This window comes from Pseudoalteromonas sp. BDTF-M6 (assembly GCF_018334135.1).
In the GTDB taxonomy this organism is placed as follows: domain Bacteria; phylum Pseudomonadota; class Gammaproteobacteria; order Enterobacterales; family Alteromonadaceae; genus Pseudoalteromonas.
Window position 1 is genome coordinate 22231 of sequence record NZ_JAGXTQ010000010.1, and the last position, 22495, is coordinate 44725.

The 22495-nt window shown below is 50.5% G+C and carries 22 protein-coding genes; 15 read left to right on the top strand and 7 right to left on the bottom strand.

Translation table 11 applies throughout. The features are described from left to right. Positions 1-76: 76 nt before the first annotated feature. Positions 77-544: a sigma D regulator gene (gene rsd / locus KD147_RS16425; RefSeq protein ID WP_105254034.1), complete on the bottom strand. Its 468-nt coding sequence runs from the start codon at positions 542-544 to the stop codon at positions 77-79. Positions 545-984: 440 nt separating this feature from the next. On the opposite strand from rsd, the gene hemE reads away from it, so the two are divergent. Beyond that, positions 985-2049: a uroporphyrinogen decarboxylase gene (gene hemE / locus KD147_RS16430; protein ID WP_105190295.1), complete on the top strand. Its 1065-nt coding sequence runs from the start codon at positions 985-987 to the stop codon at positions 2047-2049. Positions 2050-2113: 64 nt separating this feature from the next. Here hemE and KD147_RS16435 read toward each other — a convergent pair whose 3' ends face one another. The 3 genes from KD147_RS16435 to KD147_RS16445 form a co-directional block, all read right to left on the bottom strand. Further along, entirely contained in the window at positions 2114-3490 is a 1377-nt protein-coding gene (locus KD147_RS16435) for a TonB family protein (protein ID WP_212548550.1), read from the bottom strand. A gap of 131 nt (positions 3491-3621) precedes the next feature. Then, complete coding sequence (gene sthA, locus KD147_RS16440; RefSeq protein ID WP_212548551.1) at positions 3622-5052, bottom strand: Si-specific NAD(P)(+) transhydrogenase; 1431 nt, start codon at positions 5050-5052, stop codon at positions 3622-3624. Positions 5053-5093: 41 nt separating this feature from the next. Next, entirely contained in the window at positions 5094-6224 is a 1131-nt protein-coding gene (locus tag KD147_RS16445) for an acyl-CoA desaturase (RefSeq protein WP_212548552.1), read from the bottom strand. Positions 6225-6323: 99 nt separating this feature from the next. On the opposite strand from KD147_RS16445, the gene fabR reads away from it, so the two are divergent. From fabR to KD147_RS16475, 6 genes are all read left to right on the top strand, one after another. Then, positions 6324-6938 carry an HTH-type transcriptional repressor FabR gene (gene fabR, locus KD147_RS16450; RefSeq protein ID WP_105254030.1) on the top strand — a complete coding sequence of 205 codons (615 nt, stop codon included), beginning with the start codon at positions 6324-6326 and terminating at the stop codon, positions 6936-6938. Between the two features lie 406 nt (positions 6939-7344). After that, positions 7345-8892 carry a 2-isopropylmalate synthase gene (gene leuA, locus KD147_RS16455; protein ID WP_212548553.1) on the top strand — a complete coding sequence of 516 codons (1548 nt, stop codon included), beginning with the start codon at positions 7345-7347 and terminating at the stop codon, positions 8890-8892. Continuing rightward, positions 8889-9965, top strand: a complete 1077-nt coding sequence (leuB, locus tag KD147_RS16460; RefSeq protein ID WP_105254027.1) for a 3-isopropylmalate dehydrogenase — start codon at positions 8889-8891, stop codon at positions 9963-9965. The genes leuA and leuB overlap by 4 nt, the downstream gene beginning before the upstream one ends. Before the next feature lie 21 nt (positions 9966-9986). Beyond that, positions 9987-11390, top strand: coding sequence for a 3-isopropylmalate dehydratase large subunit (leuC, locus tag KD147_RS16465; protein ID WP_105254026.1), 1404 nt, complete (start codon positions 9987-9989; stop codon positions 11388-11390). Continuing rightward, on the top strand, positions 11387-11986 hold the full coding sequence (leuD, locus tag KD147_RS16470) for a 3-isopropylmalate dehydratase small subunit (RefSeq protein WP_105254025.1): 600 nt from the start codon (positions 11387-11389) through the stop codon (positions 11984-11986). The genes leuC and leuD overlap by 4 nt, the downstream gene beginning before the upstream one ends. Positions 11987-12056: 70 nt before the next feature. Further along, the gene (locus tag KD147_RS16475) at positions 12057-12653 is read left to right on the top strand and encodes a hypothetical protein (RefSeq protein ID WP_212548554.1); all 597 of its coding nucleotides are present in this window, start codon (positions 12057-12059) and stop codon (positions 12651-12653) included. Here the strand turns inward: KD147_RS16475 and KD147_RS16480 are convergent. Next, entirely contained in the window at positions 12650-12994 is a 345-nt protein-coding gene (locus KD147_RS16480) for a hypothetical protein (RefSeq protein WP_212548555.1), read from the bottom strand. The two genes, KD147_RS16475 and KD147_RS16480, sit on opposite strands and share 4 nt — an antisense overlap. A 69-nt stretch (positions 12995-13063) precedes the next feature. On the opposite strand from KD147_RS16480, the gene KD147_RS16485 reads away from it, so the two are divergent. The 3 genes from KD147_RS16485 to KD147_RS16495 are packed head-to-tail and all read left to right on the top strand — an operon-like array spanning position 13064 to position 14649. Next, positions 13064-13522 carry a tellurite resistance TerB family protein gene (locus KD147_RS16485; protein ID WP_212548556.1) on the top strand — a complete coding sequence of 153 codons (459 nt, stop codon included), beginning with the start codon at positions 13064-13066 and terminating at the stop codon, positions 13520-13522. Positions 13523-13532: 10 nt separating this feature from the next. Further along, entirely contained in the window at positions 13533-14096 is a 564-nt protein-coding gene (locus KD147_RS16490) for a Crp/Fnr family transcriptional regulator (protein ID WP_212548557.1), read from the top strand. A 55-nt stretch (positions 14097-14151) separates the two neighbouring features. Beyond that, complete coding sequence (locus tag KD147_RS16495; RefSeq protein ID WP_105254020.1) at positions 14152-14649, top strand: YgjV family protein; 498 nt, start codon at positions 14152-14154, stop codon at positions 14647-14649. On the opposite strand, the gene KD147_RS16500 is transcribed toward KD147_RS16495, so the two are convergent. Further along, on the bottom strand, positions 14638-15207 hold the full coding sequence (locus KD147_RS16500; RefSeq protein ID WP_105254019.1) for an NADPH-dependent FMN reductase: 570 nt from the start codon (positions 15205-15207) through the stop codon (positions 14638-14640). The genes KD147_RS16495 and KD147_RS16500 overlap by 12 nt on opposite strands. Positions 15208-15333: 126 nt before the next feature. On the opposite strand from KD147_RS16500, the gene KD147_RS16505 reads away from it, so the two are divergent. From KD147_RS16505 to KD147_RS16525, 5 genes are all read left to right on the top strand, one after another. Further along, positions 15334-16218: a LysR family transcriptional regulator gene (locus KD147_RS16505; RefSeq protein ID WP_105254018.1), complete on the top strand. Its 885-nt coding sequence runs from the start codon at positions 15334-15336 to the stop codon at positions 16216-16218. A 194-nt stretch (positions 16219-16412) separates the two neighbouring features. Further along, positions 16413-16796, top strand: a complete 384-nt coding sequence (locus KD147_RS16510) for a hypothetical protein (protein ID WP_212548558.1) — start codon at positions 16413-16415, stop codon at positions 16794-16796. Between the two features lie 319 nt (positions 16797-17115). Continuing rightward, complete coding sequence (locus tag KD147_RS16515) at positions 17116-18921, top strand: assimilatory sulfite reductase (NADPH) flavoprotein subunit (protein WP_212548559.1); 1806 nt, start codon at positions 17116-17118, stop codon at positions 18919-18921. A 33-nt stretch (positions 18922-18954) separates the two neighbouring features. Next, positions 18955-20670, top strand: a complete 1716-nt coding sequence (cysI, locus tag KD147_RS16520; RefSeq protein ID WP_105254015.1) for an assimilatory sulfite reductase (NADPH) hemoprotein subunit — start codon at positions 18955-18957, stop codon at positions 20668-20670. A gap of 21 nt (positions 20671-20691) precedes the next feature. After that, a complete protein-coding gene (locus tag KD147_RS16525) occupies positions 20692-21432 on the top strand; it encodes a phosphoadenylyl-sulfate reductase (protein WP_212548560.1) in 741 nt (246 codons plus the stop codon). Positions 21433-21481: 49 nt separating this feature from the next. Here the strand turns inward: KD147_RS16525 and KD147_RS16530 are convergent, their stop codons facing one another. Continuing rightward, complete coding sequence (locus KD147_RS16530; RefSeq protein ID WP_105254013.1) at positions 21482-21940, bottom strand: RNA recognition motif domain-containing protein; 459 nt, start codon at positions 21938-21940, stop codon at positions 21482-21484. Positions 21941-22495: the final 555 nt, after the last annotated feature.

The following is a 22495-nucleotide window of genomic DNA, read 5'->3' on the forward strand; positions in this document are numbered from 1 at the left end:
GGCCAGCACCGCCGCGCACAAGCGTAAACGCAAAAAAAAGCCCCGCTCAATGAGCGGGGCTTTTTTGTGTATTGAATTAAGTGTGATTGGTGTAGAGGTTATGGATCAACTCATCTTCCAGTTCAAAGCGAATGCTCAGTGCTTCGCCTAGCTGCGACAGGTCTTTATCGAAGTTCTCCAGTAAATCGTCGCTTTTGGTTTCCGCGTAGTTATCGTTAAAGTCGAGGGCGATATCTGTGGTTGCGGAAATTTGCGGATACAAGGAGCGCGCCAGCTTCAGGCTGTCTTCGCCGCGGCTTTCGCATTGCTTAACAATGTCGTCGTAGATTTCAAAGTGGCCGGCTGAGAGATAGTCCATCAATAATTGGCAAAAACTCTGGATGTTGGCCTGCTCCGGTAATGCCTGATCATGCTTACCGTGGTGTGCCGGGCCCGCTAAGCCACAGTACTGAACCAATAGCTCCTGGCGGTCTGTTAACCACTTATCGATGACGCTATGGCTACCGCCCCATTTTTCTTGTGCTTTTTCCAATTGCGATAACATCACTGCTCTCCTAACCTCTCTGGCGTTACCTCCTATAAAAAGGAAATCTGAGGCAAAGGTCAACCTATTTTTCAGAATTATTATTTCAGATTATTACAGGGCGGAGGTCGGATGATTGCAATCGGCAGCTTAGATAATTAGGGCGCTAGAAAAGAAAAAGCCACCGCAAGGGTGGCCGAATTTCTTTAGCAGTCTCGTTGTACGAGCTTCTTTTTATTATGTTTGTTCTAACTTTTTATTATTATTCTCTAGAACGGCATTAGTTATACCAAGGTCGTATAAGCGTTGCAAGTTCTTTTAACAAAAAAATTTACATTTTTTTATCAAGCTTCACATTTGCTGACGCACAAATGTGCATTTCCCTGATCTATTTCATCATAGTGAATCTAGGTTATGGTAGAATCCCGCCCAATTAAAATTTGAACCGAAAGAGTTATGCCATGAGCGAATTGAAAAATGATCGTTATTTACGTGCTTTAGCAAAACAGCCCGTCGATAAGACGCCGGTATGGATGATGCGTCAGGCCGGTCGCTATTTGCCAGAGTATCGCGCTACCCGCGCCCAGGCCGGGGACTTTATGAGCTTATGTAAAAATGCCGAGCTCGCTTGTGAGGTAACTTTACAGCCATTACGTCGTTATCCTTTGGATGCGGCGATTCTATTCAGCGACATTCTTACCATTCCCGATGCCATGGGTTTGGGGCTGTACTTTGAAACCGGTGAAGGCCCTAAATTTGAGCGTCCGGTAACGAGTTATGCGGATGTGGCCAAGATCGCCATTCCCGATCCGGAAGACGAGCTAGGCTATGTGATGAACGCGGTACGCACCATTCGTCGTGAGCTTAAGGGCGAAGTGCCTTTAATTGGTTTCTCTGGCTCTCCTTGGACGCTGGCGACCTATATGGTTGAGGGCGGTTCAAGCAAGACCTTCGGCAAGATTAAAAAAATGGCCTTTGCCGAGCCAAAAACTCTGCATCTGTTGCTCGACAAGCTCGCCGACTCGGTAACCAGCTATCTGAATGCTCAGGTAAAAGCCGGTGCGCAATCCTTGATGATTTTCGATTCCTGGGGTGGGGTATTAAGCCCGCGTGACTATGAAGAGTTTTCATTACGTTACATGCACAAGATCGTTGATGGCCTAATTCGTGAAAACGACGGCCGTAAGGTGCCGGTAACCCTGTTTACCAAGAGCGGTGGTCAGTGGATCGAGAAGATTGCCGCGACCGGCTGTGATGCCATTGGTTTGGACTGGACCATAGATATTGCCGATGCCAAGCGTCGTGTAGGCGATAAGGTTGCACTACAGGGCAATATGGACCCGTCTATGCTGCACGCTTCGCCTGAGCGCATTCGCGAAGAAGTCGCGTCTATTCTGGCCGGTTTTGGCCATGGCAGTGGTCATGTCTTTAACCTGGGCCACGGTATTACTCCGGATGTTGATCCTGAGCACGCCGGTGCCTTTATCAACGCCGTGCATGAGCTGAGCGCGCAATACCATAAGTAACCACTTAAAGATAAAAAAGAAAAAGCCCGCAGTTGCGGGCTTTTTTGTATCTGTTAGCTAGCCTTTAGTAAATCAGACTGGTGCCGTTGGCCATCATTGAGGCGCGGCCTTCCATCAGCTCCAGGTAATTTTGCGTTGGCCAGTTGCGGCGTTTAGCTTCGTCGTAGGCCTGGCGCAGGTATTTTTCACCTTGCTGCATGCGGCCCAATTCGCTGTAGGCAACACCCAACACCGAAAGCAGTACCGGGTTATCCGGTGCTTCAGCACGGGCAAGTTCGGCGTATTTTACCGCTTCTTCATAGTTGCGGATCGACTCTTTATCGGCAAAGGCCAGTAGTTTGGCGTAGGCTATCATCGCCGGCAGATACTGCTGATGCGTCGCTTCTTTAAGAATTTTTGCCGCTTTATCCAGGTCATAATGAACCGTTTCATAGTCGAGCAACTTGTTGGCCAACTGATATTGCGCGCGCTCGTTCCCACTGTGGCTGGCCACTTCTAACCAGTTATACGCTTTTTTCTTATCGGCTTTACAGGCGGTGCCATATTCGAAGCAGCGTACCAGCCATAATTGCGCATCATAGTTGCCGTTAATGGCGGCGAGGTAATACCAGTCCAGGTAATGCTCTTTGCTGTTTTCCACCAAGTCGGCTTCCAACATCATGGCATAACGAGCCTGGGCGTAATTATTGCCCTTATCTGCAAGGGCTTTAAGTTTTTGAGTGTATTCCGCCAATTGCGACTTATATTCGCGACGGTAATTGCTCTTGTTGCTTTGCAGCTCGAAGGTGTGGGTTAGATCGAATACCGCTTGCGGTTCACCGCTGTAGTCGTTGGGCACATTGTATTGCCATTGAGCGATGGCTTCTAAGGCGGCGTCATCGATAACCCCTTTCGGGAAGGAGGCAATCACTCGTTCGTTAATTACTTTACCCTGCTGATTAACGTCAAAACTGACCGTCGCCCAGGCGCTTTGAATGCCAGCCTCGTCGTTATAGGTCGGATTAACCTTTTCTTTAATTGTGATATAGCGGGCATTGTGGCCGGATTTATCTTTTATCGGAGCCAGGGTGCGTTGGTGCTGATCAAAGCCGAATTTGTATGAAAGCGCTTTGTAGTGGTCTTTACCATCTTTACGAGAAGGCACTTCACGGCGGATTTCACGATAGCGATCTTTGGCATCTTCGTTACCGTAATCGAGGGCAAGCATGTACCAAGAAAAAGCACTGTATATGTCGGCGTCGGTTCCTTGGCCTTGCTCATAGAGCTTGGCCAGTTCAAACATGGCCTGAGGGTGACCTTGTTCGGCGAGCTTCTTAAATTCAGTAAAGGCCGCAGCGTAATCTTCATTTTTGAGATCTTTCTGAGCGCTGGAATAATCGGCGAATGTGGCGAAACTTGCCAAACTTAATGCTGCACAAAGACCAAATGCACGTATTTTCATTCCCTTTCCCTAACTTTTTCTTCTTATATCATCGAGTTTACAAGAATTTTACAGTTGAACAAGGGCTGAATGATAAAAAATGGGCACAAGGCCCATTTTGGTGTTTATAGAGAGTATTTTTTTAATCTATATCAAACTAAGCGATTAAGACCATTCAATGCCGCCACCCGGTAAGCTTCGGCCATGGTCGGGTAGTTAAAGGTGGTGTTGACGAAATACTCGACATTGTTGCCGCCATTTTTCTGCTCCATGATGGCCTGGCCGATATGCACTATCTCCGAGGCGCGCTCGCCAAAGCAGTGTACACCCAGTACTTCTTTGGTTTCGCTATGGAATAAAATTTTCAGGCTGCCTACCTCTGTACCAGCAATTTGTGCCCGCGCCAAATGTTTAAACTGGGCGCGGCCCACCTCGTAAGGAATTTTCGCCGCGGTAAGCTGCTGTTCGGTTTTACCCACTGAGCTCATTTCTGGGATGGTATAAATGCCGGCGGGGATATCGATGATCAGCTTTTCGTTACATTCGCCTTTAACTATGGCATCGGCACAGATACGACCCTGGTCGAAGGCTGCACTGGCCAGGCTTGGATAGCCTATAACATCACCGATCGCATAAATATTACCGACTTCGGTTTGATAACTTTCGTTGACCTTAAGTTGGCCACGACTGTCGGCCTTTAAGCCCACCGCCGCCAGGTTTAATGTGTCTGTGTTACCGGTGCGGCCATTGGCAAAGAGCAGGCAGTCGGCCTTAACCCGTTTGCCTGATTTCATGTGCATAATGATGCCGTCGTCGCGCGCTTCGACGCGATCGAACTCCTCGTTATGGCGAATAAAGATGCCACTGTTCCAAAAGTGATAGCTCAGGGCATCAGAAATTTCGTCGTCCATAAAGGCCAGCAATCGGTCTCGGGTGTTGACCAAATCAACCTTGGTGCCTAAGCCTTTGAAAATAGAAGCGTACTCACAACCAATCACACCAGCACCATAGATCAGGATGCGTTGTGGATCGTGCTGCAGGTTTAAAATGGTGTCGCTGTCATAGACGCGGGGATGATTAAAGTCGATATCTGCCGGACGATATGGACGCGAACCTGTGGCGATCACTATGGTGGGCGCGCTCAGCTGCTCAATTGTTCCATCCTGGTGTTGCACTTGCACCGTGTGCTTGTCGATAAAGCTGGCATCACCTTGATAGAGATCGATGCGGTTACGCTCATAAAAGCTACTGCGCAAGTTTGATTGTTTGGAGATCACCGCACTGGTGTGGTGCAGGATATCGCCAAAGGTGAGACGGCTTGGGCGCTCGGAGATATGGAACAAGGGGTTGGCCTTGTATTCGATATAACGACTAACCGAGTGGCGCAGGGCTTTGGAAGGAATAGTGCCCCAATGCACGCAACCGCCGCCGACGGCACGCTGGCGTTCGATCACCGCCACCTTTTTATTGCTTTTGGCCAGGTTCATGGCGGTGCCTTCGCCCCCCGGTCCGGTGCCAATAATAATGGCGTCATACTGGTATGACGCCTCGGGTTTCTTCTTACTTGTGGTTTGTTTGGCCACGCTCACTCCTTTACCCTTGATACTTGGCAACTTGCCTAGCCTTAGCTATGCGCCTTAAGTAAGCGCGCATTTAACGCTAACCAGGCTTGCTTTTGTGTTTGCCACGCATCTTCTAATTCATGATATTGCTTCATTAAAGCGGATTTTTCGCATTGTTGCAGCATCGAATTCTTTTTTGCTTCAAGTACCTGCTTCTGTGCCTGGCAAAAATGCTGCAGCTTTTTCAGTAATATTTCATACTCGTTTTGCAGAAGCGCTAGTTTATCATGAGCAACTTCCATAGCGGCAAGTTCGACCTTGGTTTTAGTCAGCAAGGTTTGTGCCTTGGCCTGTTCAATGCGCTCTACTGGGGTGCGCTTGAGCTTTTTCGCTAGCCCCACATAGGCAAGGGTTCGGATCATCCACTTGGTCGGGTCGTAGTGCCACCAACGAATGCCGTTGCGATAGTCGCTGGCAAAAATATGGTGGAAGTTATGATAGCCCTCGCCATAGGTAAGTAGTGCCAGCAGGCCATTATCACGGGCGGTATTTTTTTGGGTGTAGGGACGCGAACCCCAAATATGGGCGAGGGAATTGATAAAGAAGGTAAAGTGTTGTGATAACACCAAGCGCAATAAGCCCGCCAGTAACAGCATGCCGATGATGTCGCCAAAAATAACCCCCAGGAGCAAGGGCAGGCCTAAATTCATCAAGACCACCAACTTCATATAATGTCTGTGTTGCCACATCACTACCTTGTTGCGTTGCAGGTCGCGGGCATTGCTGTAATTGCCGTAGGCTTCGCCCTGATAATCGCGCAGCATCCAGCCGATATGGCTATACCAGAAACCTCGGGTAGCGGCATAGGGATCCTTGACCGGATCGTCCACCTGACCATGGTGTACCCTGTGATCGCTGCTCCAATGCAGGGCGCTGTTTTGCAGGGCAAAGGCGCCGCCGAGTGCAAAGATAACTTCAATAACTGGGTGCACCTCATAGGCTTTATGGGCCCACAAACGGTGATATCCGGCGGTGATTGAAAGACCGGCGAAAAACATACAGGCGACAAAGGCCCACCAATGGGTAGCACTGTAGCCATGGGTTATACCGTACCAGGGAACCAGGGTAATCGCGGCCAAAAAGGATAGGCTGAAAAACAGCACATTAAGCCATAAAAGAGGTGGTTTTTTCATTAATAAAAAATCTCAGCGTACAAGTGTACGCTAAAATAGAGGTTCAATCTCTTAGCGTCAAGTATTAGACTTGAGTTTTTATCAGCTTAGGTGGCAACCATGGCCGGAGTTCGTGCCCAGCAAAAAATGAAAACCCGTCAAGCATTGATTGCGGCGGCTTTTAACCAATTGAGCGCTGAGCATAGTTTTTCAAATCTCAGTTTGCGTGAGGTAGCCCGGGAAGCCGGCATTGCCCCAACTTCTTTCTATCGCCATTTTAAAGACATGAATGAGCTGGGTTTGACCATGGTTGATGAGGCCGGTTTGACCCTGCGTCAGCTGATGCGCCAGGCTCGTCGTCGTATTGCTATTGGCGGCAGCGTGATCTCCACCTCGGTGCTCACCTTTATGGAGTTTATCGATAACCAGCCCAACCAGTTTCGACTGCTGCTGCGGGAGCGCTCGGGTACCTCAAAGGCATTTCGTTCCGCCGTTGCCCGCGAGATTAAGCACTTTATCCTGGAGCTGGCGCATTACCTCGAAGGGGAAACCCAGTGCGATAGCCATCATGCCTATATGCAGGCCGAAGCCATGGTCACCATCGTCTTTACCTCGGGTGCCGAAGCGCTGGACTTAGAAGGCCAGGCCCGCGAGGAGTTGGTGGAGCGCTTGCAGTGGCAACTCAGATATATTTCCTTTGGTGGTTATCATTACGCGCAAAAAAACAGCAAATAAGCCCTGCCATTAAAATAAAATAATATACGCAGGGATCCCGCAGCACGGAGCTAGTCTCTGTGCTATCTATTCCCACCTTGGTTTTTATATCCCGATTTAATTCGATTGCTGGAATTATTTTCCTTTACGAGGGGCTTTTATTCGTTTTTATTGGATTTTTTATGCTTGCCTGGACCCCTGGGTTAGTGTTAAAAATTAGCCAACTTACTAACGAACGAATACCCATGATGCACATTAATCAGTCAATTACTCGTCTACTCACTCTGCTGCTCCTAGAGCAAGACTGCGGGGCGTAGCGCGTTGGCTGTGTGTGACACAGAAACTCAATAAGACCCCGCAACATGCGGGGTTTTTTATTTCTAGCATTGATATTTTTGGCATTGGGCACTGAGGATGAGGACAGAAAATGCAAGACAAGGTTTGGATCTTTGACACCACCTTACGCGATGGTGAGCAGGCACTGAAGGCAAGTTTGACCGAAGACGACAAGCTGCAGCTCGCTCATGCCATCAGTCGCCTTAATGTTGATGTGATGGAGGTGGGCTTTCCGGTTTCCAGTCCCGCGGACTTTCGTGCCGTGCAGCGTATTGCCAGCGAAGTAAAAGGGCCGGTGATCTGCGGCTTGGCGCGAGCGGTGGCCAAAGACATCGAAGCCTGCGGCGAGGCCTTAAAACCGGCGCAGCAGGGGCGAATTCATACCTTTATCGCCACTAGCCCATTGCATTTAGAACACAAGTTACGAATGTCGTTAGACGATGCCACCGCCATGGCGGTGAAGGCCATTAAGCAGGCCCGTAACTTCACCGACGATGTGGAGTTTTCCTGCGAAGATGCCGGGCGCACGCCCCATGATCATCTTTGCCGTATCGTCGAGCAGGCCATTGCCGCCGGTGCCAGTACCATCAACCTGCCGGATACCGTGGGTTACGTCACTCCGGATGAGTATGCTGCGATGATCCATCATTTAATGAATAACGTGCCAAACATAGATAAAGCGCGCCTTAGCGTACATTGCCACAACGACTTGGGCTTGGCGGTGGCTAATTCCATTGCCGCCGTGCAAGCGGGGGCGCGACAAATCGAATGCACGGTCAATGGCATAGGTGAGCGCGCCGGTAACTGCTCATTAGAAGAGGTGGCGATGATCATGAAGATGCGCCAAGACCACCTTAAGGTGAGCACGGATATTCGCAGCGAGGAGATTTATCGGGCTTCACGTCAGGTGGCGAAAATCTGCAATATGCCGGTGCAGCCAAACAAGGCCATTGTCGGTGAAAACGCCTTTGCCCATAGCTCGGGTATCCACCAGGATGGGGTGCTAAAGGCGCAAAACACCTATGAAATCATGTCGCCGGAAAGCGTCGGCGTGCCCAGCAACCAGTTAAATATGACCTCGCGCTCCGGTCGTCATGTGATAGAGCACCGCCTAAGTGAGCTTGGTTATCATAGCGACGACTATGATATGGACAGCTTGTATACCAGCTTCTTGGAGCTGGCCGACCAAAAGGGCACTGTGTATGACTACGACCTGGAAGCGATGATCTACTTTAATCAAATTCGCGATAAGGACCAGCATTACCAATTGCAGTATGTCAATGCCACTTCAAACTCCCAATCCGTAGCCACTGCGACTATCGGCCTTAGTGTGGCCGGCGAGCAGAAACAAGAAGCGGCCACGGGCAATGGTCCGGTCGAAGCCTCGTTTGCCGCCTTGGCCCGTTTAACCGGCATGGATGTGGAGGTGATCGAATACAACCTGGATGCCACCGGGCAGGGCGCCAGCTCTTTAGGACAAGTGGATATTATTGCTAAATATCAAGGGCGTACCTATCACGGCGCGGGCCTGGCGGCAGACATAGTCGAAGCCTCGGTGCATGCCATGGTGCGTGTGTACAACATTATTCATCGAGCCCAGCAGGTTTCGAACTTAAAGCAACAAAGGAAAGCAGGATGAGTCAACAAAGTTATAGGATCGCCGTGTTAGCGGGCGACGGCATTGGCCCTGAAGTAATGGCGGCGGCCGAGCAGGTTTTAGCGGCAACCAGTGAGGTGTTTGGCTTTGCCTTAACCCTGGATCACCATGCGGTAGGCGGTTGCGCCATCGATCAATTTGGTGAAGCCTTGCCGGCGCACACGCTAACAGCCTGCGAACGTGCCGACGCTATTTTGTTTGGTGCCGTCGGTGGTCCCAAATGGGAGGGCTTGCCACCGGAAAAACAGCCGGAGCGGGCTTCTTTGTTGCCGCTGCGCAAACACTTTGGCTTGTTTTGTAACCTGCGTCCGGCACAACTATTACCGGCGTTAAGTCACTCGTCGCCGCTACGGCAGGACATCAGCGCCAACGGTTTCGATATTTTGTGTGTGCGTGAGCTAACAGGCGGCATTTATTTTGGTGAAAAGGGTCGTAGTGGCACGGGTGTGAAGGAAGCAGCGTTTGACACCCAGACTTATTCTCGTGAAGAAATTGAGCGCATCGCCCGTTTTGCCTTTGATGCCGCGCGCCTGCGTCGAAATCATGTGACTTCGGTGGATAAGGCCAATGTGTTGGCAACCAGCGTGCTATGGCGTGAGGTGGTTAATGAGGTGAGTCGTGACTACCCGGATGTCACTCTGGATCATATTTATATCGATAACGCCGCCATGCAGTTGGTTAAACAACCCAGCCAGTTTGATGTGCTGCTCTGCGATAACCTGTTCGGCGATATCCTTTCCGACGAGTGTGCGATGATCACCGGCTCCATGGGCTTGCTGCCGTCGGCGAGCCTGAATCAATCCGGTTTTGGCCTGTATGAACCGGCTGGTGGTTCGGCCCCGGACATTGCCGGTCAGGGCATTGCTAACCCCATAGCGCAGATTTTGAGTGCAGCTTTGATGTTGCGTTATTCCCTGGGCCAGGACGAGGCGGCGCGGCGCATTGAAAAAGCGGTGGCCGAAGCGGTGGCCGCCGGTGTCGGCACCCCGGATATTTTCCCGCACGCGGGCTATAGCACCAAAGATGTGGCCAAGGCCATTGTTGAGCGTATTTAACCGAGAATGAGGAACCAGCAAGTGGCCCAGACCCTATACGACAAAATTTGGCAGGCGCATTGTGTTGCCCACTTAAACGAACAAACCGATTTGCTTTATATCGACCGTCACCTGGTGCATGAGGTGACCTCGCCTCAGGCCTTTGCCGGTCTGCGCGAGAAAAACCGCCCGGTGCGTTGCCCGCAAAAAACCTTTGCCACCATGGATCATAACGTTTCCACCAAGAGCCGCTCACTGGAGGCCGCCAGCGAGGTGTCGCGTAACCAGTTGCAGGCCTTGGCGCAAAACTGCAAAGAATTCGGCATCGTCTTGTACGATCTTGATTCTATTAACCAGGGTATCGTCCATGTTATGGGGCCCGAGCAGGGTATCACCTTGCCCGGCACTACCATAGTCTGTGGTGATAGCCATACCTCCACCCATGGTGCCTTTGGTGCCCTGGCGCACGGCATTGGTACTTCCGAGGTTGAACACGTGCTGGCTACCCAGACCTTGCAGCAGAAAAAAGCCAAGTCGTTAAAAATTCAAGTCAATGGCGTTCTACGCCCTACTGTGACGGCAAAAGATTTAATCTTGGCGGTGATAGGTCAATTGGGCACTGCCGGTGGCACCGGTTATGTGGCCGAGTTCTGCGGCACCGGCATTGAAGCCTTGTCTATGGAAGCGCGCATGACGCTGTGCAATATGAGCATAGAAATGGGAGCCAAGGCTGGCTTAATCGCCCCGGATGAAAAAACTTATGCTTACCTCGAGGGCCGTCCGTTTGCGCCGCGTGGAGAAGACTTTGCCGCCGCCGTGGCTTACTGGCAGACCTTGCGCAGTGACGCCGATGCGGTGTTTGATAAGGTCATCGAAATAGACGCCGCCTCAGTCCAGCCGCAAATCACCTGGGGTACCAGTCCGGAGCAGGTCATAGGCGTGAATGAGCCTATTCCCGATCCGCAGCAAGAGGCAGATTTAATCAAGGCCGATGCCATTCGCAGCGCTTTGAAATACATGGATCTTAAGCCGGGGCAAAAGTTGAGTGAGGTCCGAGTCGATACCGTGTTTATCGGCTCCTGTACCAATAGCCGTATCGAGGACTTACGCGCTGCCGCCGAGATTGTTGCCGGTAAGCAGGTAGCCTCTGGCATTGAAGCCTTGATTGTGCCCGGCTCAGGACTAGTGAAAAAACAAGCGGAAGAAGAAGGCCTGGCGGAAATCTTTAAGGCCGCTGGTTTTGAATGGCGCGAGCCCGGTTGCTCCATGTGCCTGGCGATGAATGATGATCGCTTAGCGCCGGGTAAGCGCTGTGCCTCAACCTCAAACCGTAATTTTGAAGGCCGTCAGGGACGCGGTGGTCGCACCCATTTGGTCAGCCCAGCCATGGCCGCCGCGGCCGCCATTGCCGGTCACTTCGTCGATATTCAAGGAGCCAACTCATGAGCTATTTTCACACTGGGTTAGTCGCCCCTTTGGATAAAAATAATGTCGATACGGATCAGATAATTCCAAAACAGTTTTTGACCTCCACCAGTCGTGATGGTTTTGATAAGGCCTTGTTTTACGATTGGCGTTACCTGGAAAGCGGTGACCCGGATCCGAGCTTTGTGCTTAACTATCCACAATACCAGGGCGCCAGCGTGCTGCTGAGTCGCGATAACTTTGGTTGTGGTTCATCCCGTGAGCACGCGCCCTGGGCGTTAAAGCAATACGGTTTCAGCGTGATCATTGCCGAAAGCTTTGCCGACATTTTCTTTAATAACTGTGCCAATAACCAGATGCTGGCCATTACCTTGCCCGGCGAGCAACTCGACGCCTTATTTGCCCTGGCGCAGGGCGACACGCCCTTGCATATCGAGGTTGATCTGCAAAACCAGCAATTGCTGAGCCCGGCCTTTGCGCCCATTGCCTTTGAGGTACGCGGCGATATTAAGGAGCGTTTGCTTAGCGGCCTGGACTTTATCGGCGTCACCGAGCAATTTAATCCGCAAATCGAGGCCTTTGAGCAGCAGTTACAGGCCGAGCGTCCTTGGCAATAATCTCAAAAACTCGCAATACACATAATTAAAGCGCTACTATGGCGCTTTATTTTTGTAATGGATGAACAGCATGAAATTAGCCCTTGCCATTAGTGCGGCCGTAATAACTTTGAGTACCACGGCCGCTGCACGCCCAGCCCCTTTAGTGTCTATCCCTACTCAGGATGCGTTTTTTGACAAGATTAAGGCGCATTGTGGCAAAGCCTATGAAGGGAAGGTGAGCGTTGATAACGCCGGGCCAAGCAGTTTTAGCGAGGCGAAATTGGTCATGCATGTTCGTCGATGCACAGAGCGAGAATTACAAGTTCCCTTTCACGTGGGTGAGGATGCTTCACGTACCTGGATTATCACTAAAACAGGCAGCGGTTTGAGCTTGAAGCATGATCACCGCCATGAAGATGGCACGGATGACGCGTCAACCATGTATGGCGGTCATACTTTGGATGCCGGCTATGCCAATGTGCAGTCTTTCCCGGCGGATCAATATTCCAAAGAACTGTTTGTGGCCCAGGGTATTCCCCAGTCCATCGGTAACACCTGGCAAATGTATATCTACCCTGAAAAGTTCACTTACCGCTTAGTACGCGAAGGGCGTGAGTTTCGTGTCGACTTTGACCTGACCAAGCCCATTGCAGCGCCAGCCGCGCCTTGGGGATATAGTGACTAGTCACACTGTACTTCGGTAAGTAGATTGGGTTCATAGGCGCGGGGGTTTGTAGGGAAGCGGTCGTATTCCTGCACGCCTTCAAACACCAGGATCTTAAAGGAGCCTGTGCGGCAGAGTTTGCGGGCGTGACGCAGCAAAAACACGCTTTGGCGTTGAAAGTGTTGGTAGTCATCGGCAACCACTTCCAGACGATAACGTTTATCTGCCAGCTTGGTTTGGTAGTAATGGACCTTTTCGTCGAAGTCATAAAGCTTCTCGCGCTTGCCCTCAGGTGCTTGCGCGTAGCTACTGGCTGCCAGCAAGATCGACAAGCTTGCCAGCAGGCGTGTATTCAATGTCATTAACGGCCCCTGTTGTCTGTACGCCATGTATCCTTTACAGTGAGTGTAACACTTACCGAGGGCCCTGCCATGTTAGAGCATATTAAGCAGTTCTTTACCTCCCTAGCGGCAACCTCTGAGCAGCCGCAGTTACCGAATTTTAATATCTCCGTAGCCGCCTTGTTAATCGAGGTGATGCGCGCCGACAGCGAGCTACAGGCGCAAGAGCAAGAGGTGTTACAGGCCTTACTGCAAAAGTACTTTGCCCTGGACCAAGCACAAGTCAGCACCCTGATCCAAGCCGCCACCCAAGACCTGGACGAGGCCATTGATTATTTTCGCTTTTCCAAGCAGATCAATGAGCATACCAGTGCCGATCAAAGGGTGGAAATAGTGCAACTCTTGTGGCAACTGGCCTATGCGGACGGCGAGCTGGATAAACATGAGGAGCATGTGGTGCGTCGTGTGGCCGACTTGCTCTATGTCAGTCATGGCGATTTTATTAAAGCCAAATTAGCGGCTCAGTCGGCCAGCCAGTCGGCAAGTTAAAGGAACCGACATGGCCTATGAAGGACTGGGCGAGGTCAACCTGGAGCTCAACCGGCAGCTGCAAGCGCAGATAGAATCGACACAGGATAAGTCCTCCCTAGACATGGCGCCGGGACAGCGTTTGCTGAGCCAAGGGCAGATACAGGAATACGCCTACTATATTGTCTCCGGCGTGCTGGTGGCGACCCATCTGGATGAAGCGGGCACTGAACATTATAAAGAGTTCTATTTTGCCGGGGAGTTGGTGTTTCTCTACAGCGCTTGGATTAATCAAGGTGCCGCCCAATATAATATTGAAGTGCTCAAACCGAGCCAATTGTTGCGCGTGCCTATCCAAGTCTTATCTCAACCAAACTGGCAAGCCCTGGTACTGGCCTTGTTAAAACAGCAGGTGTTGTACAAAGAAGCGAAAGAGGCCTTTTTGCTATTGCAAACACCGCAGCAGCGCTACCAATACCTCTATCAACATCGCCGCCACTGGCTGACACAGCTGAGCCTGCAGCAGGTGGCCAAGTATCTGGGGATCAGTGCGGTTAGCCTGTCACGTATTCGGGCTCGATTAGGGATCAATTAACAAAGGTTAAGGCGTTTTTGCCATCGTCCGGTCATTATCGGTGCCCGGAGGAAGCATGACCTATTATCTGATCTCACAAGTGCTCGCGGCCATTGCCGTGGCGCTCGATTTAATGTCGTTTCAATTCTACCGCCGTCACTATGTGTTGGCCTGTTTGGTCGCCTCGACGGCATTGACGTCCATTCATTATGTGTTGTTGCAACAGCCGGCAGGGGCGGCCTTGATGGCGCTGGCCTCGGTACGGTATGCCATCAGCATGCGCTATCAGCGTCGGCAATTGATGCGCTTTTTTATCCTTTGTGCCTTAGTGCTTGGCGTCTTGGTAATGGATTCCTGGTGGTCCTTATTGGCGGTGGCCGGCAGTTGTTTGCAAACCTATGCGGCTTTTCAGGGGCAGCAGGTGCGTATGCGTGTCAGCATGTTGTTCGGCACCTGCTTTTGGTTGGCCTTTGCGGTGATTGCCGGCTCGCCGGTCGCCATGGTGATGGAGGCCTTGTTCTTAACCAGCAATCTTATCGGCTTGTATCGGTTTCGTTCCAGCTTAACCGTTTAGTTTCTCGGTGACATAGACCAATTGTGCCGTTAGCGCATTGATTTTCTCGCTGGTGGCGGCGTCGCTGATGCGGCCTTGCTCGTCAACCAGTGTGTGGATACCGCCAATGGCAAGCTGATCGCCTAGTACCAGGGCGCCGATACCGCTAAGAATATCGCGAACATGGTTAAGGCCACGCAGACCACCTAGACCGCCGGGTGAAGCGGCAAATAAGGCCACGACCTTATTGCGAAATGCCGGTGCAGCACCCGGCTCTGTGCGTGAGGCCCAGTCGATGGCATTTTTTAATACCGCGGTGATCGAGCCGTTATACTCTGGATTGGCCAACAAAATGGCATCCGCGGAACGTAACTTGTCTTTAAGAAGATTAACGTTTGCGGGCGTGCCCTGAGCTTCAATGTCTTCGTTAAACATAGGCAGGTCGAGCTCGGCCAAAGAGAGCACCTCTACCTCGGCGCCTTGTTGCTTTGCCAGCTCGGCGGCATGGGCGATAACGGCGTGGTTAAAGCTGTTGTTACGTAGGCTGCCTGCTAGGGCGATAATTTTTGCGTTAGACATGGTGGTGATCCTTATGCTTGGCAAGGTGTGCTGTATGCTTGGTGGTCACTTTAAAAGAAAATCGACTTGCAAAAAAGCATAAAAAACGCAAAGCTTATGTGCATATATACACATTAGGAAAAGCCCATGGCGAGCGAATTTAGCGATTGGCAGGATATTAAAGTGGCCTTTGAGGTTGCCCGCCGCGGCACCTTAACCTCGGCGGCGCAAGCCTTGGGGGTGCATCACAGCACAGTGTTACGGCGTATTAACCACCTCGAACAAAGCCTGAATACCCGTTTATTCCATCGTCATGCCCGCGGCTACACGGTCACCGAAACCGGCGCTAAGCTGTTTGCCAGTGCCGAGCAGATCAACGAGCAACTCGAATCTTTGCACAGCAGCATTATGGCGGCGGATACCACCTTGAGTGGCTCCTTACTCTTGACCACGGTCAGTGGTTTTATCGATATGCTGGCCCCCGTATGTGAGGTTTTTCAGCAGCGCCATCCTCAGGTGCAGTTAGAGATACTCTTAGATCAAAAGCGCTTGCGCCTGGATCATGGTCAGGCCCACATCGCCGTGCGTGCCGGTCCGCGCCCGGATGAGGGAGACTATATTGCCCAGCACCTGTGCTCCAGAGATTCAGGGCTCTTTGCCCATGAACGTTACCTGGCACGCATGGGAGAGCCCCAGTCGCTAAGCCAATTGCAGCAACATCATTTTATTTCCGGGGTGGCCGGTTTTAATAGTCGTGTTCCCTATTTTGCCTGGGTCGATGAGCATATTGCGGCGCCGCAAATTACCCTGCGGGTATCAGAGACTTCCGATGCTAACCGCGCCGTGGTCAACGGTTTGGGGATTGGCGGTATGCAAAAAGAGGTGGCCCGGTTGTATCCGCAGTTGCGTCCGGTGTTGCCCAAGGAGTTGAACTGGCAGCACGATATCTGGTTGGTGACCCATCACCAAATGCATCGCAGTGCCAAGGTTCAAGCCTTTGCGCAACTGTTAAAACAGCACTTCCGCTCTTAATGTCGGGGCAGAGCCGGCATAAATGGGCGCCTATTTATCAATTGTTCAACTATGTTTAAACAGGCGTTTATTCATCATGTTTTTGGCCAGGGAATGATAACCTGGTGTACGCTCTTGTTATTAATGGTCAATATGACACAATGGCGCAGATTTAAACTAACCGGCTTGTGGCGTGAACGGGAGCAAAACACTAGATGGCAGACATTCAATTTCTTAACGTTGATTTAGAGCTGGAATCGCAGCAGGATATCAGTGCCCTGGTTGCGGACCTGGATAAGCGCGCCGTGGTGCTCCACTACGACAAGGACGACACCCGTCAGTTAGCGCGCTTTGAGGCCAATAGCGATGCAGTCAGCCCGGATAAAGCCATTAATGAATTGTGTGAGTTGATCGAGTCTTGCTCTAAGGCTGCCCTTAAGCAGTGGTTAGGCTGTTCACGCCGTACCTTTGATTTAGGTTTTAGCTCGGGGCATTCACCTAAATGTTTTAACGAGGCGATCTGCGCCGATACCTTATTGCGTATTTCCGCTATTGGCGCCGGCATCGAAGTGACCATCTATGCCGCAGAGCAACAGTAAAGGTCTACAGATCTAGAAGGGCGCCTGGTGGCGCCTTTTTTGTTTTACTACTCCTTTGTCGGTAATCATCCGTCACCCTCAGGCTTTTATCGGCCTACGACCCATCGAGCAATCTCTTTTAAACTGTTTTTGTTGGAAAAAAACGAAATTAATAACCAATTGGAATAACAAAGCAGATTCTATTCTTTTTTCCTGCCAGCGCTCCTAGGTATGCTTCATGCTCACCATAGCCTGGTATTGACCTTTTTGTTGCCGGGCAAACACACATTTTACACTGCATGGCTCAAGGGCAATGCAGCTTTGGGTTAGAGGAAAAAAGATGTTGTTAAACCAGCTGAACGCGGCGGCTAGCCCGCTTACACCGGAGCAGGTGCAAAAGCTCCAAGGTTTGGTGGCCGAGTTAAATCCAATTCAGCAAGCCTGGGTCAGTGGTTATCTTGCCGCCAGTGCTAATAGTGCCGCCCTAGCCGGTGGTATGGCTACCACGGCGAGCAATGTCGCAGAAGCAGCAACTCTGACCATTTTATATGGCTCGCAAACAGGTAATGCCAAGGGTGTGGCTACACAATTGCAAGCGCAGGCACAAGCGCGCGGTATGGCGGTAAACCTTGTGAGTATGGCCGATTACAAGCCGACGGCGCTGAAAAAAGAACAGTTTATTAGCATAGTGGTATCCACCTACGGTGAGGGTGAGCCGCCCGAAGATGCAGAAGCCCTGTATGAATTCCTAAGCACGAAAAAGGCACCGAAATTAGCGGGTGTAAAAATTGCCGTGTTGGGTTTAGGTGACTCCAGCTATGAGTTTTTCTGCCAAACCGCAAAAGATTTTGAAGAGCGTTTAGTTAAGCTGGGTGCCGAGGTGATCCATCAACGTGCCGACCTGGATGTGGATTATGAAGACCACAGTGAGGTTTGGATCAATGGTGCCCTGGATGCCTTCGAACCCGATCTTAAAGCCCAGCAAACCAATGCCAATGTGGTGAGCATGCCGATGACCGCCGGTGCGGCGAGTCAGTACAGTAAGCAGAATCCTTTTGCTGCCGAGTTAGTGACGGTGCAGAAGATCACCGGTCGCGACTCAACGAAAGACGTGCGTCATATTGAGATCTCTTTGGAAGGGTCTGATATCCAGTATCAACCGGGCGATTCCTTGGGTGTGTATTTCCTTAACGATGAAACCAAGGTTGATAAGGTCTTGGCTACGTTGGAACTTGATGGCGACACCCAAGTAGCCTTGGGCGATGACACCTTAAGTGTACGTGATGCGTTAATCGAGCGTCTGGAGCTCACGCAGTCTTATCCCGGTTTTGTAGAAAAGTTCGCGGCCCTGACTGAAAACGCCGAGTTACTGGCTCTGGTTGAAGATAAGGCGGCGATGCGCGAGTACATAGAAGCGCGTCAAACCTATGATGTTATTTTCCAAAACCCGGCCAAGGTCAGTGCCCAAGAGCTAGTCGATAGCCTGCGCAAAGTGCAGCCGCGTCTTTACTCTATTGCCTCAAGTCAGGCCGAGGTGGAAGACGAAGTGCACCTGACGCTTGCAGTGGTTGAGTTCGACGGTTTTGGCGAGCAGCACCTGGGTGGTTGTTCGGGTTACCTGGGTCGATTTGCCGAAGAAGGCGCGACTATTAAGGTGTTTACCGAGCACAATGATAATTTCCGTTTGCCTGCTGACGATAATACGCCGGTGATCATGATAGGTCCGGGTACAGGTATTGCGCCTTTCCGCTCCTTCTTACAAGAGCGTGAAGCCCGTGATGCAGAAGGTAATAACTGGCTGTTTTTCGGCAACCCACACTTTACCCAGGATTTCCTCTACCAAACCGAAATTCAAGGCTATTTGAAGTCAGGTTTGTTGACTCAGGTTGATGTGGCCTGGAGCCGCGACCAGGCGCAAAAGGTTTATGTGCAAGACCGTATCCGTGAGCAGGGCGAGCAGGTTTTTGCCTGGTTAGAGCAGGGTGCTCATGTGTATATCTGTGGTGACGCCACGCGCATGGCCAAAGATGTGCACCAGGCCTTAGTTGATGTGATCAAGGCCTATGGCGGCAAAGATGATGACAGCGCCGAGCAGTATCTGAAAGAGCTACGCAGCGCTAACCGTTACCAAAAAGATGTTTATTAAGCGCCCGTCAGCGCCCCGAATGTAGGAATTGATATGAGCGATTACAAGCCAAATAGCAAGCACGATCCCCAGGCGAAGTTTGCTGACAATGAGCGTTTAAAAACCGAAAGTAATTTTTTACGCGGCACCATAGAAGCGGATCTCAAGGATCAGATCACCGGTGGCTTTACTGCCGACAACTTCCAGCTGATCCGTTTCCACGGTATGTATCAGCAAGACGACCGCGATATTCGTCCTGAGCGTGCTAAGCAAAAGTTGGAACCTTTGCACAACGTGATGCTGCGTGCCCGTATGCCCGGCGGCATTATCAAGCCGGAGCAATGGTTAGCCATCGACAAGTTTGCCGAAGAAAAGACCATGTACGGTTCGATTCGGCTAACAACCCGTCAAACATTCCAGTTTCACGGTGTTTTAAAGCCGAATATTAAAGACATGCACCAGATGCTCAATAGCGTCGGCATCGACTCAATCGCTACCGCCGGTGATGTAAACCGTAACGTGCTGTGCACCACCAACCCCGTGGAGTCTGAACTACACCAGGAAGCTTACGAGTGGGCGGCGAAGATCTCCGAGCACCTGCTGCCAAAAACCCGCGCGTATGCCGAAATCTGGTTAAATGGTGAAAAATCCGAGAGCACAGAAGAGCCGATCTTAGGTTCGACTTATTTGCCTCGTAAATTTAAAACCACAGTGACCATTCCACCGAATAACGAAGTGGATGTGCATGCCAACGACCTAAACTTTGTGGCCATTGCTGAAAACGGCAAGCTGGTTGGTTTTAACGTCTTGGTTGGCGGTGGCCTGGCCATGACCCATGGTGATGTAAATACCTATCCGCGTAAGGCGGATGACTTTGGCTATGTGCCGCTTGAGCACACCTTGGCGATTGCCGAGCACGTGGTGTCGGTACAGCGTGACTGGGGTAACCGAGTTAACCGTAAGAATGCGAAAACCAAATATACCCTGGATACCTTTGGCAGCGATGCCTTTAAGGCGGAAGTTGAAAAACGTGCCGGCGTGAAGTTTGAACAGAGTCGCCCTTATGAATTCACTCACCGTGGCGATCGTTTCGGCTGGGTTGAAGGTATCGATGGTAAACACCACCTCACCGTGTTTATTCAAAATGGTCGTATTCTCGATTTCCCAGATAAAGCGCTGAAAACAGGCTGCCGTAAAATCGCCGAGATCCACCAAGGGGATTTCCGTATGACGGCTAATCAAAACCTGATCATTGCCGGTGTGCCTGCGGATCAAAAGGACGTGATTGAACACCTTGCGCGTGACCATGGTCTTATCGACGATTCACATACCGAGCAGCGTAAGGCGTCAATGGCGTGTGTGGCCTTGCCGACCTGCCCGTTGGCTATGGCGGAAGCGGAGCGTTATTTACCTGAGCTAATTGAAAAGACAGAAGCCTTATTGGCTAAGCATGGTGTTGCTGAGGATCACATTATTTTGCGTGTGGTCGGCTGCCCAAATGGCTGTGGTCGCGCTATGTTGGCCGAGGCCGGCTTGGTTGGTAAAGGCCCGGGTAAATACAACCTGTATTTAGGCGGTAACCGCGAAGGAACACGTATACCCAAGCTTTACTTGGAGAACGTGGGTGAAGAGACATACCTCAATGCCCTTGATGAACTAATTGGCCGTTGGGCCAGTGAGCGCAATGATGCGGAAGGCTTCGGTGATTTTGTGATCCGCCAAGGGATCGTCGCAGAGGTCAAGGTATCAAAAACAGACTTTCACGCTTAATCGCACTGCGAGGACAAGATAATGAGCGCATTTAGCCAGATATTAACTCTTGATAAAGCCGAGCAGCAGAGTCTGTTAGTCGATATCAATGCCATCTTAGCCGAGAAAACACCTGAGCAAAGGGTGCAGTGGGCGATGGAAAATTTGCCGGGTACGCATATTTTGTCCTCCAGCTTTGGGATCCAGGCCGCGGTAATGCTGCACCTGGTAACCAGTGTTAAGAAGGACATTCCTGTGGTCCTGACCGACACCGGTTATCTGTTTCCAGAAACCTACCAATTTATCGACCAGCTTACCGAACGTTTGCAGCTTAACTTAAAGGTGTATCAGTCGCAGTTGAGTCCGGCCTGGCAAGAGGCAAAATACGGTAAGTTATGGGAGCAGGGTGAAGGCGGCATTAAACTCTATAATCAGCTCAATAAAGTAGAACCCATGACCCAGGCTTTGCAGGAGCTTGAGGCGGGAACCTGGTTCAGTGGCTTGCGACGTCAGCAATCAAGCACGCGACAGGACAAGAACATTGTCGAAATCAGTCGAGGAACCGTTAAGGTGTATCCCATTATTGAGTGGAGTAACCGTGACGTCTATCAGTACCTAAGTAAGTATGACTTGCCTTACCACCCTTTGTGGGAGCAAGGTTACGTGTCTATGGGTGATGTACACACCACGCGCAAACTTGAGCCGGGGATGACCGAGGAAGAAACACGTTTCTTCGGTTTAAGCCGAGAGTGTGGTCTGCATATAGATGGTGATGGGATTTAACCGAACTTAATTCAGTACACAATAAAAAAGAGGGCTTAGCCCTCTTTTTTTATTCGTCGTTATCTTGTTTTTGTTTTGCTTCTCTGACCTTCAGCGTTCTTTCCTGATATTCATTATCATTAAGCTGGTTGATCATGGTATCGGCATCTTTCAGCGCGACCTCGACAAAACCAAAGCCACGGCGTTTACCCGTGTGCTTATCTTTTAATAGGCGCACGCTAAACACCATACCGTGTTGTTCGAATAGTTCTTTAACCATATGTTCGTTGGCACGGTAGGGAAGGTTACCTACATAAAGTGTTTTCGTGTCTGCTGCGGCATCTTCTGTCGTTGCAACGCCGCCTTTGCCATTAAGTACTAGCAACAAGATCCCTGTGATCGCCGCACCCAATGCAAATGCCAATGGTGCAGATAAAGAGGATGTAGATAAAACGAAAGCGAGAAGAATGTAGCCTAAAACCGCGCTACAAACGGTGATTATAATTGTTTTTAGATTAGCTGATGTCATTGTGATCTACCAATATACATGGAATAAACATTAATTTAACAAAACGAAAAGCCTTATCTTAACCAGATTAGTTCACATAGCAACATTTAAAGGGAGGATCTTCATTTATATTCCCTAAAACGGGCCAATATTTGGTTATTTAAGTAGCAAAAAAAGGTGCTCTGTTGATATTTTGAGCGAACGGAAAAGATCTTTAAAAAAAGTGTTGATCTGAATTTCGATCTCCCTATAATGCGCATCCACCGACACGGCGGACAGCTTACAAACAAGCGATACGAAGTGAAGGTTGAGTCGAGTAAAACTCAGTTTTGAAAAAATGAAAATTTTCTCAAAATTAAGTGTTGACAACAAGTTGGGAAAGCGTAAAATGCGCAACCCTCGGCACGAAGTGCTGAAGCGGTGAAAGCCGCAGCGACAACGAGTCGCAATGTTCTTTAAAAATATGAAGCAATCATCTGTGTGGGCACTCGTACAGATTGAGTTCTAACAGCAGATTCTAGTTCGCTAGATGACGCAAACAAATTTAGAGTCTCAATTGAACTGAGTGACCAACGG

Bases quoted from the DNA above. Each gene is read 5' to 3' on its own strand.
- rsd (WP_105254034.1), bottom strand. From the start codon at position 544: ATGTTATCGCAATTGGAAAAAGCACAAGAAAAATGGGGCGGTAGCCAT.
- hemE (WP_105190295.1), top strand. From the start codon at position 985: ATGAGCGAATTGAAAAATGATCGTTATTTACGTGCTTTAGCAAAACAG.
- KD147_RS16435 (WP_212548550.1), bottom strand. From the start codon at position 3,490: ATGAAAATACGTGCATTTGGTCTTTGTGCAGCATTAAGTTTGGCAAGT.
- KD147_RS16445 (WP_212548552.1), bottom strand. From the start codon at position 6,224: ATGAAAAAACCACCTCTTTTATGGCTTAATGTGCTGTTTTTCAGCCTA.
- fabR (WP_105254030.1), top strand. From the start codon at position 6,324: ATGGCCGGAGTTCGTGCCCAGCAAAAAATGAAAACCCGTCAAGCATTG.
- leuA (WP_212548553.1), top strand. From the start codon at position 7,345: ATGCAAGACAAGGTTTGGATCTTTGACACCACCTTACGCGATGGTGAG.
- leuB (WP_105254027.1), top strand. From the start codon at position 8,889: ATGAGTCAACAAAGTTATAGGATCGCCGTGTTAGCGGGCGACGGCATT.
- leuD (WP_105254025.1), top strand. From the start codon at position 11,387: ATGAGCTATTTTCACACTGGGTTAGTCGCCCCTTTGGATAAAAATAAT.
- KD147_RS16475 (WP_212548554.1), top strand. From the start codon at position 12,057: ATGAAATTAGCCCTTGCCATTAGTGCGGCCGTAATAACTTTGAGTACC.
- KD147_RS16480 (WP_212548555.1), bottom strand. From the start codon at position 12,994: ATGACATTGAATACACGCCTGCTGGCAAGCTTGTCGATCTTGCTGGCA.
- KD147_RS16485 (WP_212548556.1), top strand. From the start codon at position 13,064: ATGTTAGAGCATATTAAGCAGTTCTTTACCTCCCTAGCGGCAACCTCT.
- KD147_RS16490 (WP_212548557.1), top strand. From the start codon at position 13,533: ATGGCCTATGAAGGACTGGGCGAGGTCAACCTGGAGCTCAACCGGCAG.
- KD147_RS16495 (WP_105254020.1), top strand. From the start codon at position 14,152: ATGACCTATTATCTGATCTCACAAGTGCTCGCGGCCATTGCCGTGGCG.
- KD147_RS16500 (WP_105254019.1), bottom strand. From the start codon at position 15,207: ATGTCTAACGCAAAAATTATCGCCCTAGCAGGCAGCCTACGTAACAAC.
- KD147_RS16505 (WP_105254018.1), top strand. From the start codon at position 15,334: ATGGCGAGCGAATTTAGCGATTGGCAGGATATTAAAGTGGCCTTTGAG.
- KD147_RS16510 (WP_212548558.1), top strand. From the start codon at position 16,413: ATGGCAGACATTCAATTTCTTAACGTTGATTTAGAGCTGGAATCGCAG.
- KD147_RS16515 (WP_212548559.1), top strand. From the start codon at position 17,116: ATGTTGTTAAACCAGCTGAACGCGGCGGCTAGCCCGCTTACACCGGAG.
- cysI (WP_105254015.1), top strand. From the start codon at position 18,955: ATGAGCGATTACAAGCCAAATAGCAAGCACGATCCCCAGGCGAAGTTT.
- KD147_RS16525 (WP_212548560.1), top strand. From the start codon at position 20,692: ATGAGCGCATTTAGCCAGATATTAACTCTTGATAAAGCCGAGCAGCAG.
- KD147_RS16530 (WP_105254013.1), bottom strand. From the start codon at position 21,940: ATGACATCAGCTAATCTAAAAACAATTATAATCACCGTTTGTAGCGCG.